Here is a 14184-nt window from a genome sequence, read left to right as displayed (position 1 = left end):
AACGCATGAAGAACAACAAGAATCACAGTCCGAACCTGCGCAGGTGCCTGCTCGCCTCGGCGATCCTTGCCGGGATGGGCGCCTCATCGACCCAGGCCTTCGAACTCGATACCGGTAATCCGGACTGGGCCGTGCGTTTCGATAACACCGTCAAGTACAACTACGGTGTCCGTACCGAGAGTGCCGACAAGACCATGCTGGGCACGCCGAACAACAACGACGGCGACTACAACTTCCGCAAGTCCGGCACCAACATCACCAACCGCGTCGACCTGCTGACCGAGCTGGACGTGGTCTACCAGAACAACATGGGTTTCCGTGTCAGCGCTGCCAGCTGGTACGACAAGGCCTATGACAATGCCGGCTCCAATTCCAACCCGTTCGTCAACGGCAACGGCGACGAGTCCGGCGTCATCGGCAGCCCGGCAGGGCTCAATCCCTTCATTACCAACAAAAACAAGGGATTCGGCAGCTCGCACCTGAGCAACTATGCCCAGCGCTACTACAGCGGCCCGTCCGGTGAGATCCTCGATGCCTTCGTGTTCTACAGCACCGAAGTGGGCGACGAGTCGTTGTTCAGCACCAAGCTTGGCCAGCACAACGTGTACTGGGGCGAGACGCTGCTCAACCCCGTGCATGCGGTCAGCTATGGCCAGTCGGGTCTGGACCTGGCCAAGTTGGCGAACTCGCCGGGTACCGAGGCCAAGGAGTTGTTCGTCCCGCGCAACCAGATTTCCGCATCGTTCACGGTGAATTCGGAACTGACCGTCGCCGCCCAGTATTTCCTGGAGTGGGATGCGGCGCGCCTGTCTGAGGCCGGCACCTACTACGGTGGTTCCGACCTGGTGGGTGAGGGCGCCGAGTCCTTCCTGCTGGGGCATACCGGACAGGGCGGGCTGCTGCCTTCGGGCACCCTGACCAACGTGCGCCGTGGGCATGATGTGACCCCGGACAAGCGTGGCGACTGGGGTGTGATGGCCAAGTGGTCGCCGGAGTGGCTGGATGGCACCCTGGGCGTCTACTACCGCCGTACCTCGGACATCCTCCCACAGGCCTGGCTCAATGGCAGCAGCCTCAGCCAGGGCACCGCGACGCCGCCTGCCGTGGGCGCGAAGCTGGCCGGCAACGTGGTCAACTCCATCGCCGGCACGACCTATCAGTTCGCCTATGGCGAAGAGGTCGATATCTTCGGCCTGAGCCTGTCCAAGGATATCGGCGGTATTAGCGTCGGCAGCGACCTGAACGTGCGCCACAACATGCCGCTGTCGAGCATTCCGCTGATCCTCAGCCCCTACCTGGCTGCTGGTGCTACTGGCCCCATCGCGCCGTTGCTGCCTGGCCGGACCCCCGGGACTGGCGTCGTTGCTGCGGTTCCGGGCGAAAGCTACAGCGCCACCGGCGATACCTTGCACTGGACCCTGAACGGCCTGATGGCCATCGGCGATACACCGTTGTTCGATGCGGCCACGCTGCTGGGCGAGCTCTACTACAGCAACCTGCTGGAGCTGGATGACACGAACGCGGCGCTCTACAAGGGCAAGAGCACCTATCGCGGCATCGACAAGGCCACCCGTGACAACTGGGGCATCGCCGTCAACTTCACGCCGACCTGGTACCAGGTATTCCCAGGCGTGGACCTCTCCGCGCCGATGTCCATCAACGTTGGCCTGGACGGTGTTTCGCCAGTCCAGGGCGGCGGCGCCGAAGACACCGGCAACTATGCGGTCGGTGTTGGCGCAGCGATCTACAACCAATACTTCGTCGACCTCAAGTACGTCGATGCTTTCGGCGAAGCCAATAAATGCAGGGACGGGCAGACCGACGGTGCAACGCCCAATGCCTTCGATGGCCAGGAGGACTACACCTGCTACGGCGGTGGTTATTCCTCCTTCTCCGGTGGCGGCGCCACAGTCGAAGACCGTGGCGCGATGTACCTGACCTTCAAGACCACTTTCTGATTTCCGAATTGCTTAGAGCCTAAGCAGGAGAACCCCAGATGAAATTCCACCGTACCCTGATAGCCGCATCCCTGGCGCTGGCATTTGCCGGCGTGGCCCAAGCAGCTGTCTCCTCTAACGAAGCCGCCAAGCTTGGTAGCAGCCTGACCCTGGTCGGCGCCGAGAAGAGCGGCAATGCCGATGGCTCGATCCCGGCCTACGAGGGTGGCCTGACCATCGCTCCGGCCAACTTCAAGGCCGGCGACAGCATGCGCCCTGACCCCTTTGCCAGCGAGAAGCCGGTGCTGGTGATCGACGGCAAGAACGTCGACCAGTACAAGCAAATGCTCAGCGCCACGACCGTGGAGCTGGCCAAGCGTTATCCCAGCTTCCGCGTCGATGTCTATCCGACCCACCGCACCGTGGCCATGCCCCAGGGCGTGCTGGACAACAGCCAGAAGAACGCCACCGGCGCCAAGTCCACCAATGGCGGTCTGGCCATCGAGAACGTGTTGCCGGGCGTGCCCTTCCCGATTCCGCAGTCGGGCGCCGAGGCCATGTGGAACCACCTGCTGCGTTACCAGGGCGTGACCATCAACTCCAAGTACGACTCTTGGAACGTGGATGCCGCTGGCGTGGCGACCCTGGCCACCACCGGTCAGGCGTTCATCAATTACCCGATCTATGAGGACCTGTCGAAGACCATCGACAGCTCGGGCGTCTACTACCAGATGAAGCTGCAGTACACCGGCCCGGCTCGCCGCGCTGGCGAGGCGATCATGCTCAAGGATGCTGCCAATGCGGTGGAGCAACCGCGCCGCGCCTGGCAGTACCTGCCCGGCCAGCGCCGCGTCAAGCTGGCGCCGAACCTGGCCTACGACACGCCTAACCCGGGTACTGCCGGCGCCGGCACCTACGACGACGTATTCGTCTTCAACGGTGCGCTGGACCGCTACGACTGGAAGCTGGTGGGCAAGCAGGACATGATCGTGCCCTACAACACCTACAGGCTGACCTACGCCCAGGATCCGAAGGCGCTGACCACGGCCAACCACCTGGCACCTGACCTTGTGCGCTGGGAGAAACACCGCGTGTGGGTGGTCGAGGGCACGCTCAAGTCCGGTGCGCGGCATATCTACCAGACCCGTCGCTTCTACCTGGACGAGGACAGCTGGGTGGCCCTTGCCTCCGACCAGTACGACGCGCGTGGCCAGCTCTATCGCGGCTCCTTCGCCTTCCTCAGCCAGAGCTATGACAAGCAGGTCCCGGACTCCACGCCGTTCATGATCTACGACCTGGTTGGCAACTCCTACAACATCAACGGCGTGGTTGGCCCGTACGGCGGCATCCGCTACATCGACCCGCTGGGCAAGGCCCAGTGGTCCGCCGAGTCCCTGGCCGGCGCCGGCATTCGCTGATCCAGCCTGGCCGCCGCCCTGAACCACGGGGCGGCGGCTCCGCTTTCGAGGTAGCCTTATGTTGTTTAGCAAACGGATCGCCCTGGCCGCACTGGCCTTGGCATTGCCTGCAGGCATCAGCCAGGCTGCGCCCTTCGTCGACGTGCTGGACCTGCCGGCCCAGCACAGCGAACTGGCCGCCAGCAACCCGCTGCTCGACCTGGCCGAGGCCGGTAAGCGCCTGGTCGCGGTGGGGCAGCGTGGACATATCCTTTATTCCGATGACGGCGGCAGGACCTGGAGCCAGGCCAGCGTGCCGGTCAGTTCGGATCTGACCGCCGTCCACTTTGCCACGCCAACCCTGGGTTGGGCCGTGGGACATGATGGCGTGGTGCTGCACAGCAGCGACGGTGGCAGGACCTGGACGAAGCAGCTCGACGGCCGCCAGCTGGGTCGCCTGATGCTGGACGCCTATGCCAACCATCCCGACGCCGAGCGCTGGCTGGAAGAGGCGCACCGCATCGAAAGCGAGGGTGCGGACAAGCCCTTCCTCGACGTCTGGTTCGAAGATGAGCGTAATGGCTTCATCGTCGGCGCCTTCAACCTGATCTTCCGCACCCGCGACGGCGGACAGAGCTGGGAGCCCTGGACCGATCGCACTGATAACCCCAGTGCTTTTCACCTCAACGCCATCGGCTACGACGGCCGTGACCTGTTCGTGGTCGGCGAGCAGGGCCTGGTGTTGCGCCTGAATCCGGCGAGCGAACGGTTCGAGGCGCTGACCTCGCCGTACCAGGGCTCGTTCTTCGGCGTTATCGGCCAGCCGGGTTCCGTGCTGGTCTATGGCCTGCGCGGCCATGTGTTCCGCAGTACTGACGGCGGCGCCAACTGGGTGCAAGTGGATACCGGTTTGCCAGTGAGCATCACCGCGTCCGCCCGCGACGCGTCCGGCCATCTCTACCTGCTCAGCCAGGCTGGCCACACCCTGCGCAGCCTCGATGGCGGCGCGAGCTTCCAGGCCGTTGAGACGGGCCCGCTAGTGCCGGTCTCCGGCGCCGTGGCACAGGCTGAGACCGGCCTGGTGCTGGCCGGCAACCGTGGCTTGAGCCTGCGGGCGCTGGCTCCTGCCCAACAAGAATAAAGAGAGGCGAACCCATCATGGGTGGCATGAAAGAAGGCGTGATACCGGTGATCCAAGATCTGAACGACTTCGACGTGCACAGCGGTAATCTGCTGGAGCGCATCGTTTTCAACAACCGCCTGCCGTTCGTGATCGGCATCCTGCTGATGACGCTGGTGCTGGGCTACATGGCGATCACCCGCCTGGAGCTGCGCCCCAGCTTCGAAAAGATGATTCCCCAGGGGCACCCTTACATCCAGAATTTCCTGGAGAACCGCAAATCCCTGCGCGGCCTGGGCAACAGCGTTCGTGTCGTGGTGGAGAGCACCCAGGGCGACATCTTCGACCCGGACTACCTCGATGCGCTCAAACAGGTGCATGACGAGCTGTTCCTCACCCAGGGCGTCGATCGTGCCTGGATGAAATCGCTCTGGGCGCCAGGCGTGCGCTGGACCGAAGTCACCGAGGAAGGTTTCCAGGGCGGCCCGGTGATGCCCGATAGCTACGACGGCTCACCGGCGAGTATCGAACAGCTGCGGCAGAACATCGCCCGCGCCGGCATCGTCGGCAGCCTGGTGGCCAACGACTTCAAATCCACCATGCTGGTGATCCCGCTGCTTGACCAGGCCGCGGCCGGGGCGAAGGGCGTGGACTACCACCAGTTCTCGCGCACCCTGGAAGACAAGTTCCGCCTGCGCTTCGAATACGCCGGTGACACAGCGGCGCAAGCCTCTGGCGAGGAAGGGCAGGGCAAGATCAAGGTCCGCGTGATCGGCTTCGCCAAGCTGGTGGGCGATCTCATCGACGGCCTCATCCGCGTGATGATGTTCTTCGGCCTGGCCGTGGTGACCGCTTTCTTCATCATCCTGGCCTACACCCGCTGTCTGCGCAGCAGCCTGCTGGTGATCTTCTGCTCGCTGCTGGCGGTGGTCTGGCAACTGGGAATCGTCGCCTGGCTCGGCTACGCCATCGACCCGTATTCGATCCTGGTGCCGTTCCTGATCTTCGCCATCGGCGTGTCCCATGCCACGCAGAAGATGAACGGCATCATGCAGGACATCGGCCGCGGCACCCACCGCCAGGTGGCTGCGCGCAACACCTTCCGCCGGCTGTTCCTCGCCGGTGTCACGGCACTGCTGGCCGACGCCGTAGGCTTCGCCGTGCTGTTGCTGATCGACATCCCGGTGATCCAGGACCTGGCCATCACTGCCAGCATTGGCGTTGCCATGCTGATCTTCACCTCGTTGCTGTTGATGCCGGTGGCGCTGTCCTACGTCGGCGTCGGCGCCAAGGCTGCTGAGCGCGCGCTGCGGATCGACTCCAACGCCGCCGCGCACCGGGGCTTCGGGCGCATCTGGGACTTCCTCGACCACTTCACCGAGCGGCGCTGGGCCCTGACTGCGGTGGTCGTGGCTGGCCTCATGGGCGTGGCCGGCTTCGTGGTCAGTCTGCAACTACAGATCGGTGACCTCGATGCCGGTGCGCCGGAGCTGCGTGCGGACTCGCGCTACAACCGTGACAACGCCTACATCACCGGACACTACGCGCTGTCCAGCGACCTGTTCGCGGTGATGGTCAAGACCCCGGCCGAAGGCTGCCTCAACTACCAGACCCTGGTGCAGGCCGATCGTCTGGCGTGGGCCCTGCAGCAGCATCCGAACGTGCAGACCACGGTGTCGCTGACCAATGCCGTGCGGCAGATCACGGCCGGAACCTATGAGGGCAACCCCAAGTTCCTCAGCCTGCAGCGCAACCAGGACGTACTCAACTACGCCGCCCAGCAGGCCTCGGTGAACACGCCGGAGCTGTTCAATACCGACTGCTCGGTGATGCCGGTGATCGCCTACCTCAAGGACCACAAGGCCCAGACGCTGTCGGAAGTGTCCGCCATCGCCGAGCGCTTCGTCGCCGATAACAGCGAGCCGGACCGCCAGTTCCTCCTCGCTGCGGGCACCGCCGGCATCGAGGCCGCCACCAACAGCGTGGTGCACTCGGCCAACCGAACCATGCTGTTCTACGTTTACCTGGCGGTGACGGTGTTCTGCCTGATCACCTTCCGCAGTTGGCGTGCGACGCTGGTGGCCGTCCTGCCGCTGGTGCTGACCTCGGTGCTGTGCGAGGCGCTGATGGTGGCCATGGGCATTGGCGTGAAGGTGGCGACCCTGCCGGTGATCGCCCTGGGCGTGGGTATTGGTGTGGACTACGCACTCTACCTGCTCAGCGTGCAGCTGCAGTACCAGCGCGAGGGTCTGTCGCTGTCGGCCGCCTACAAGAAGGCCGTGGCCTTCACCGGCCGGGTGGTGGCATTGGTGGGCATCACCCTGGCAGCGGGCGTGATTACCTGGGCCTGGTCGCCGATCAAGTTCCAGGCCGACATGGGCATCCTGCTGACCTTCATGTTCATCTGGAACATGCTCGGCGCGCTGATCCTGATCCCGGCGCTGTCCTACTTCTTCCTGCGCGAGCGCCGGGTAGAGCCCGAAGTGCTGTAGGAAAGGGACAAGTCCAACCGCCCCTCTCCCCTTGGGAGAGGGGCCAGGGCGGGCCGCGTTCGGAGGAGGGATGATTACCCCGCCGCGCGGCAGCTCAGACCACCACCGCCGTGCCGCTGACGCTCACCATCAGCATGCTGCCGTTCTGGCCCACCACCTCATAGTCGATATCGATACCGACCACGGCATTGGCTCCCTGCTTTTCCGCGTTCTCCTTCAATTCCTCGAAAGCGATCTCCCGCGCGCGGGCCAGTTCCTTCTCATACGCACCGGAACGCCCGCCGATGATGTCGCGGATACCAGCGAACAGATCACGGAACACATTGGCGCCGAGAATGGCTTCGCCGCAGACGATACCGCGGTACTCACGGATGGCCTTGCCTTCGAGGGTGGGAGTGGTGGAGAGAATCATGGCGCGCTCCTGGCTGTTCAAAGAGGGTTGAAGCATAGCCCCACACAGGGCGAGGGGCGGAATCCCGAAGCAGGATGAGCCAAGACGCTCCAAAGCGTATTCTTTTAGCACTCGCCACCGGGCGAGGTGGTCAGGTCGGTAACCACTGTTGATGGTTTTGTTGTTGTAATAACAAAATATTTTGCTGTGGTCTGTGGTTTTTTACCCTTCATGGTCGTATTTTGTTCGGCATTAAAACAAAATCATCCGCTATCTGGAGTCGATTCCATGCATCCCCGCGTCCTTGAGGTAACCGAGCGCTTGATCGAGCGCAGCCGCGCGACCCGCGAGCGCTATCTGGCGATGATCCATCAGGCGGCCAGCGAGGGGCCGCAACGCGGCAAGCTGCAATGCGCCAACTTTGCCCACGGCGTGGCCGGTTGCGGCAGTGGCGACAAGCAGCGCCTGCGCCTGATGGACGCGGCCAACGTGGCCATTGTCACCGCCTACAACGACATGCTCTCGGCGCACCAGCCCTACGAGCACTACCCGGAACGGATCAGGCAGGCGCTGCGCGACATCGGCTCGGTGGGCCAGGTGGCGGGCGGCGTGCCGGCCATGTGCGACGGCGTCACCCAGGGCGAGCCGGGCATGGAGCTGGGCATCGCCAGCCGCGAGGTGATCGCCATGTCCACCGCCGTGGCGCTGTCGCACAACATGTTCGATGCCGCGCTGTTCCTCGGCATCTGCGACAAGATCGTCCCCGGCTTGATGATGGGCGCGTTGCGCTTTGGCCACCTGCCGTCGATCTTCGTGCCGGCCGGGCCCATGCCGTCCGGCCTGTCGAACAAGGAAAAGGCCGAAGTGCGCCAGCGCTACGCCGAGGGCAAGGCCAGTCGCGACGAGCTGCTGGCGGCGGAAATGGCGGCCTACCACAGCCCCGGCACCTGCACCTTCTACGGCACCGCTAACACCAACCAGATGCTCATGGAGATCATGGGCCTGCACCTGCCGGGCGCGTCCTTCGTCAACCCGAACACCCCGCTGCGCGAGGCGCTGACCGTCGAGACCGCGCGCCAGGTCACCCGTCTGACCCGGCAGGGCGGGCAGTTCCTGCCGATCGGTGAGCTGATCGACGAGCGCGTGCTGATCAACTCCATCGTCGCCCTGCACGCCACCGGCGGCTCCACCAACCACACCCTGCACATGCCGGCGATCGCCCAGGCGGCGGGCATCCAGCTCACCTGGCAGGACATGGCCGACCTCTCCGAGGTGGTGCCGACCCTGGCCCACGTCTATCCGAACGGCAAGGCCGACATCAACCATTTCCATGCCGCCGGCGGCGTGGCCTTCCTGGTGCGCGAACTGCTCGACGCCGGGCTGCTGCACGAAGACGTCAACACCGTGATGGGGCGTGGCCTGCGCCGTTACACCCAGGAGCCGTTCCTCGAAGATGGCCAGCTGGTCTGGCGCGAAGGCGCCACCCAGAGCCTCGACGAGAGCATCCTGCGCCCGGTGGCGCGGCCCTTCTCGCCGGAGGGCGGCCTGCGGGTGATGGTGGGCAACCTCGGTCGCGGGGTGATGAAGGTGTCCGCCGTGGCCCTCGAGCATCAGGTGGTGGTCGCCCCGGCGCGGGTCTTCCATGACCAGCAGGCGCTGGCCGATGCCTTCCAGGCTGGCGAGCTGGAGCGCGACCTGGTGGCGGTGATGCGCTTCCAGGGTCCGCGCAGCAACGGCATGCCGGAGCTGCACAAGATGACGCCGTACCTCGGCGTGCTGCAGGACCGGGGCTTCCAGGTGGCGCTGGTCACCGATGGGCGCATGTCCGGCGCCTCCGGCAAGATCCCGGCGGCCATCCATGTCTGCCCGGAAGCGTTCGACGGTGGTCCGCTGGCGCGCCTGCGCGATGGCGACATCGTCCGCGTCGATGGGCATGCCGGTACCCTCGAGGTGCTGGTGGACGCCGAGGCGTTCGCCGCGCGTGAAGCGGCGCCCTGGGACCTGGAGGCCAACGTCGGCACCGGGCGCGAACTGTTCGCCTTCATGCGCGAGGCCTTCAGCTCGGCCGAGCAAGGTGCCAGCGCCTTCACCCGCAACCTGGAGGGCCTGAAGTGAAGTTGGCATTGGTCGGTGATATCGGTGGGACCAATGCGCGCTTCGCGCTGTGGCGGAACGAGACACTGGAATCGATTCGGGTGTTGGCCACCGCCGACTTTGCCAGCCCCGAACAGGCCGTCAGCCATTACCTGGCTGGGCTCGGCCTGGCGCCGGGTAGCCTGGGTTCAGTGTGCCTGGCCGTTGCCGGACCGGTGGGCGGCGAGCATTTCCGTTTTACCAACAACCATTGGCGCCTCAGTCGCGCGGCATTTTGCCGGACGCTGCAGGTCGAGCGGCTGCTGCTGGTCAATGACTTCACCGCTATGGCACTGGGCATGACCCGTCTGCGCGAGCATGAACGCGTCCTGGTGCGCCCAGGTGTTGCCGAGTCGGACAGCCCCGTCGTGGTGATCGGGCCGGGCACCGGCCTGGGCGTCGGCACTCTGCTGCCCCTGGGTGATGGGTGCTGGAAGGCTCTGCCGGGCGAGGGCGGGCATGTCGACCTGCCCATCGGCAGCCTGCGCGAGGCGGCGATTTGGCAGCACCTGCATGGGCAGCTCGGCCATGTCAGCGCCGAGAGTGTGCTCAGTGGCAATGGTCTGCTGCTGCTTTACCGTACGCTCTGCGCACTCGACGGCCATTCGGAGCGTCTGGCGACGCCAGCCGAGGTCAGCGCTGCCGCGCTGGCTGGCGATCCAGTGGCGGTGGAAGTGCTGGAGCTGTTCTGTTGCTGGCTGGGGCGTGTGGCCGGCAATAATGTGCTGACCCTTGGCGCGCGCGGCGGAGTGTATATAGTCGGCGGCGTTGTGCCACGCTTCGCCGCCTTCTTCCAGGCCAGCGGGTTTGTCCGCAGCTTCTCCAGCAAGGGCTGCATGAGCGGCTATTTTGAGGGCATACCCGTTTGGCTGGTGACGGCCGAATATCCCGGCCTGGAAGGCGCGGGCGTGGCCTTGCAGCAGGCGAACTTTCGTAGGATGGGTGGAGCGTAGCGATACCCATCGCTGCGGATTGATGGGTATTGCGGGCTCAACCCATCCTAATAAGTGCCCTGCAACGCCGACGTTTCGGCAGAAGCTCAGCCCGACGACGCTGGTGGATAGAAAAAGCGCTATCCACCCTAGGGTCAGGTCCGGCATCGAGTGAATTGATAACAACAAAGGACGGCCACTGTGAGCCAATCCGGAAAATCCATCCTCCTGGTCGACGACGACCAGGAAATCCGTGAACTGCTTGAGACCTACCTGAGCCGCGCCGGCTTCCAGGTGCGCACCGTCGGCGATGGCGAAGGTTTTCGCCGTGCCATGGGCGAGGAGGCCGCCGACCTGGTGATCCTCGATGTGATGCTGCCCGACGAAGATGGCTTCAGCCTGTGCCGCTGGGTGCGCGCGCACCAGCGCCTGGCGCAAGTGCCGATCATCATGCTTACCGCCAGCTCCGATGAGGCCGACCGGGTGATCGGCTTGGAGCTGGGCGCCGACGACTACCTTGGCAAGCCCTTCAGTCCACGCGAGTTGCTGGCGCGGATCAAGGCATTATTGCGCAGGGTCGGCTTCGGCCTGGAGCGCGCCCCCGTGGAGGTGCTGGCCTTCGACGAGTGGCGGCTGGACATGGTCAGTCACCGCCTGTTCCACCTCGATGGCGAGGAGGTGATCCTCTCCGGTGCCGACTTCGCCTTGCTCAAGCTGTTCCTTGACCATCCACAGCAGATCCTCGATCGCGACACCATTGCCAACGCCACCCGTGGCCGTGAGGTAATGCCGCTGGAGCGCATCGTCGACATGGCGGTGAGCCGCCTGCGCCAGCGTCTGCGCGACACCGGCAAGGCGCCGCGGCTGATCCGCACCGTGCGGGGTGCCGGCTATCTGCTGGCGGCGCAGGTCACGCCGCACGTCCATGCTTAGGCTTGTGCCGCGCTCGCTGCTCGGGCGCATGCTGTTCCTCACTTTGCTGGTGGTTCTGGTCGCACAAGCGTTGTCCAGTGTCATCTGGCTCTCGCAACTACGTGCCAGCCAGATGGAGGGCCTGCTCACCAGCTCCCGCAGCCTTGCCCAGTCCATGGCTGCCAGTGTCAGTTACATTCGCTCGCTGCCTCTGGGCTATCGCCCCATGGTGCTGGACCAGCTGCGCTCGATGGGCGGCACGCGTTTCTTCGTTTCCCTCAACGACAAGCCGCTGGAAATGCGTGTAATGCCGGAAACCCCTCGAAAGCGAGCGGTAATGGACGAGGTGGAGGCGGTGTTGCGCGAGCGTCTGGGCAAGCAGGCGGACCTGTCCCTGCACTTCGTCAGCCCGGATGATCTACGCATCTTCAACAGCGGCCTGAAGCTCGACGAGCTGCCACGCTCCTGGGCCCACTACGCCCTGACCCTTGAGCCAGTGAACCCGCCGGTACTGGTGACGCAGATCCAGATCGGCCCCAGCGAATGGTTGTATCTCGCCTCGCTGCTGCCTGAGCCCTACGCCAGTCTGGAGGACCAAGGCCAGCCGACCCAGCAGCTGTGGTTCATCTTGCTCACCAGCAGCTTCCTCCTGCTGTTCATCGGTCTGCTGGTGCACTGGCAGAGCCGGCCGTTGAAACGCCTGGCCACCGCCGCGCGGGAGATGTCGCTGGGCGCCGAGGTGGAGCCCCTGCCTGAGGCCGGCGGCAGTGAAGTGGTGGAGGTGAGCCGCGCCTTCAACAGCATGCGCGAGCGCATCAGCCGTTACCTCAGTGAGCGCAGCCAGCTGTTCAGCGCCATATCCCACGACCTGCGTACGCCCATCACCCGGCTGCGCCTGCGGGTCGAGTTGCTGGACGATGAAGCCTTGCAGGCCAAGTTCAGCCGCGACCTGGACGAACTGGAATTGCTGGTGAAGGGCGCACTGCAATGCGTGAAGGACACCGACATCCATGAAAATATCGAGCAGGTGGACCTCAACCACCTGCTGTACGGGTTGATCGAGCCCTATCTCGCCACCGGTCAGGTGACGCTGGAAGGCAAGGCTATTGCCAGTTACCCCGGCAAGCCGCTGGCCTTGCGCCGCTGCATCGGCAACCTGGTGGACAACGCCCTGAAGTACGGCGAGCGCGCACACCTGCATGTCGAGGACAACACCGAGGCCTTCGTGCTGCACGTGGATGATGAAGGCCCCGGCGTGCCGGAGCAGCGCCTGGAGCAGGTGTTCGAGCCCCACTTCCGTCTCGCCGGACAGCAGCAGGGCTACGGCCTGGGCCTGGGCATCGCACGCAACCTGGCGCACAGCCATGGTGGCGAGCTGAGCTTGCGCAATCTACGAGAGGGCGGCCTTCGCGTGACGCTGTGGTTGCCGAGAGTGGCGGGGTGATTGTCTCCCCTCTCCCTGAGGGAGAGGGAGCTGATCCGAGTTTTGTAACCACTCCGTGACCAACCACTATCCCTTTGTTACCCGCCGCCTTGAACACCGTGGTTAGACTGCAGGCAAGCGCAAGCACCGACTTGCACAGCCATAAAAACAAAAAGGTGTCCCATTCATGAATGCCCTGTCTCGCCTGGCCGCTGTCGTTTCCCTCGCTTCGCTGTTCCCGCTTTCCGCTCTCGCCGGTGAAGTGGAAGTCCTGCATTGGTGGACTTCCGGTGGTGAGAAGCGCGCTGCCGATACCCTGCAGAAACTCGTCGAAGAAAAAGGTCATACCTGGAAGGACTTCGCCGTCGCCGGTGGTGGTGGTGAGGCTGCGATGACTGTGCTGAAGACTCGTGCCGTGTCCGGCAATCCGCCGTCCGCTGCGCAGATCAAGGGGCCGGACATCCAGGAGTGGGGCGAACTCGGCCTGCTCACCGAGCTGGACGAAGTGTCCGAAGAGGGCCAGTGGGACACCCTGCTGCCCAAGCAGGTGGCTGGCATCATGAAGTACGACGGTCACTACGTGGCCGTGCCGGTCAACGTGCACCGGGTCAACTGGCTGTGGATCAACCCCGAGGTGTTCCAGAAGGCCGGTGCCACGCCACCGACCACCCTCGACGAATTCTTCGTTGCAGCTGACAAGCTCAAGGCCGCCGGCTTCATCCCGCTCGCCCACGGTGGCCAGCCCTGGCAGGACGGCACCGTGTTCGAGGACCTGGTGTTCAGCATCCTTGGCCCACAGGGCTACCACAAGGCCTTCGTCGAGCAGGATAAGGCGACCCTCACCAGCGACAAGATGATCGAGGTCTTCGTGGCTCTGAAGAAGGTGCGCGGCTACGTTGATCCCGATGCGGCCGGCCGCGACTGGAACAGTGCCACGGGCCTGGTGATCAACGGCAAGGCCGGCATGCAGATCATGGGTGACTGGGCAAAGAGCGAGTGGAGCGCCGCAGGTTTGGTGGCGGGCAAGGACTACCAGTGCCTGCCGTTCCCTGGAACCCAGGGCAGCTTTGCCTACAACATTGACTCCCTGGCCATGTTCAAGCTCAGCAGCGATGAGAATCGCAAGGCGCAGAACGATCTGGCGCGTACCATCCTGGATCCGCAGTTCCAGCAGTTCTTCAACCAGAACAAGGGCTCCATCCCGGTCCGTCTGGATCAGGACATGAGCAGCTTCGACGCCTGCGCCCAGCAATCCATGAAGGACTTCAAGGAAGCCGCAGCGGGCGACGGCCTGCAGCCCAGCCTGGCTCACGGCATGGCCGCCTCCAGCTACGTGCAGGGCGCGGTGTTCGACGTGGTGACCAACTTCTTCAACGACCCCGCAGCCGACCCGAAAAAGGCCGTGCAGCAACTGGCCGCCGCGATAGAAGCGGTGCAGTAAGCGCGC

10 protein-coding genes are annotated in these 14184 nt (G+C 64.4%); 9 read left to right on the top strand and 1 reads right to left on the bottom strand.

From position 1 onward, the window contains the following. Positions 1–5: 5 nt before the first annotated feature. From OXH74_RS02125 to OXH74_RS02110, 4 genes are read left to right on the top strand one after another with little or no spacing between them, the layout of a single operon-like run. Complete coding sequence (locus OXH74_RS02125; protein WP_375739880.1) at positions 6–1958, top strand: DUF1302 domain-containing protein; 1953 nt, start codon at positions 6–8, stop codon at positions 1956–1958. A gap of 38 nt (positions 1959–1996) precedes the next feature. Then, complete coding sequence (locus tag OXH74_RS02120) at positions 1997–3355, top strand: DUF1329 domain-containing protein (protein WP_375739879.1); 1359 nt, start codon at positions 1997–1999, stop codon at positions 3353–3355. Positions 3356–3413: 58 nt separating this feature from the next. Beyond that, positions 3414–4475, top strand: a complete 1062-nt coding sequence (locus OXH74_RS02115) for a WD40/YVTN/BNR-like repeat-containing protein (RefSeq protein ID WP_375739878.1) — start codon at positions 3414–3416, stop codon at positions 4473–4475. 17 nt (positions 4476–4492) lie between these two features. Next, complete coding sequence (locus OXH74_RS02110; RefSeq protein ID WP_375739877.1) at positions 4493–6946, top strand: RND family transporter; 2454 nt, start codon at positions 4493–4495, stop codon at positions 6944–6946. Positions 6947–7040: 94 nt separating this feature from the next. On the opposite strand, the gene OXH74_RS02105 is transcribed toward OXH74_RS02110, so the two are convergent. Then, the gene (locus OXH74_RS02105) at positions 7041–7358 is read right to left on the bottom strand and encodes a heavy metal-binding domain-containing protein (protein ID WP_215381588.1); all 318 of its coding nucleotides are present in this window, start codon (positions 7356–7358) and stop codon (positions 7041–7043) included. A 267-nt stretch (positions 7359–7625) separates the two neighbouring features. On the opposite strand from OXH74_RS02105, the gene edd reads away from it, so the two are divergent. From edd to OXH74_RS02080, 5 genes are all read left to right on the top strand, one after another. Next, a complete protein-coding gene (edd, locus tag OXH74_RS02100) occupies positions 7626–9452 on the top strand; it encodes a phosphogluconate dehydratase (RefSeq protein ID WP_375739876.1) in 1827 nt (608 codons plus the stop codon). Further along, positions 9449–10423, top strand: a complete 975-nt coding sequence (locus tag OXH74_RS02095; protein ID WP_375739875.1) for a glucokinase — start codon at positions 9449–9451, stop codon at positions 10421–10423. Before edd ends, OXH74_RS02095 begins: the two co-directional genes overlap by 4 nt. A 180-nt stretch (positions 10424–10603) precedes the next feature. Beyond that, positions 10604–11335 (top strand): response regulator, encoded by a 732-nt coding sequence (locus OXH74_RS02090; protein WP_215374750.1) that lies wholly within the window; start codon positions 10604–10606, stop codon positions 11333–11335. Positions 11336–11339: 4 nt separating this feature from the next. Further along, the gene (locus tag OXH74_RS02085) at positions 11340–12758 is read left to right on the top strand and encodes an ATP-binding protein (RefSeq protein WP_375741704.1); all 1419 of its coding nucleotides are present in this window, start codon (positions 11340–11342) and stop codon (positions 12756–12758) included. Between the two features lie 166 nt (positions 12759–12924). Further along, on the top strand, positions 12925–14178 hold the full coding sequence (locus tag OXH74_RS02080) for an ABC transporter substrate-binding protein (RefSeq protein WP_375739874.1): 1254 nt from the start codon (positions 12925–12927) through the stop codon (positions 14176–14178). The last annotated feature ends 6 nt before the right edge of the window (positions 14179–14184 follow it).

The sequence above is a fragment of the Metapseudomonas boanensis genome (assembly GCF_042232855.1).
Taxonomy (GTDB): Bacteria; Pseudomonadota; Gammaproteobacteria; order Pseudomonadales; family Pseudomonadaceae; genus Metapseudomonas; species Metapseudomonas boanensis.
The sequence above is the reverse complement of the archived record's forward strand: the minus strand, read 5'-3'. Positions and strand labels throughout refer to the sequence as shown.

Excerpts from the sequence above, each read along its gene's own strand:
- OXH74_RS02125 (WP_375739880.1), top strand. The coding sequence starts at position 6 with ATGAAGAACAACAAGAATCACAGTCCGAACCTGCGCAGGTGCCTGCTC.
- OXH74_RS02120 (WP_375739879.1), top strand. The coding sequence starts at position 1,997 with ATGAAATTCCACCGTACCCTGATAGCCGCATCCCTGGCGCTGGCATTT.
- OXH74_RS02115 (WP_375739878.1), top strand. The coding sequence starts at position 3,414 with ATGTTGTTTAGCAAACGGATCGCCCTGGCCGCACTGGCCTTGGCATTG.
- OXH74_RS02110 (WP_375739877.1), top strand. The coding sequence starts at position 4,493 with ATGGGTGGCATGAAAGAAGGCGTGATACCGGTGATCCAAGATCTGAAC.
- OXH74_RS02105 (WP_215381588.1), bottom strand. The coding sequence starts at position 7,358 with ATGATTCTCTCCACCACTCCCACCCTCGAAGGCAAGGCCATCCGTGAG.
- edd (WP_375739876.1), top strand. The coding sequence starts at position 7,626 with ATGCATCCCCGCGTCCTTGAGGTAACCGAGCGCTTGATCGAGCGCAGC.
- OXH74_RS02080 (WP_375739874.1), top strand. The coding sequence starts at position 12,925 with ATGAATGCCCTGTCTCGCCTGGCCGCTGTCGTTTCCCTCGCTTCGCTG.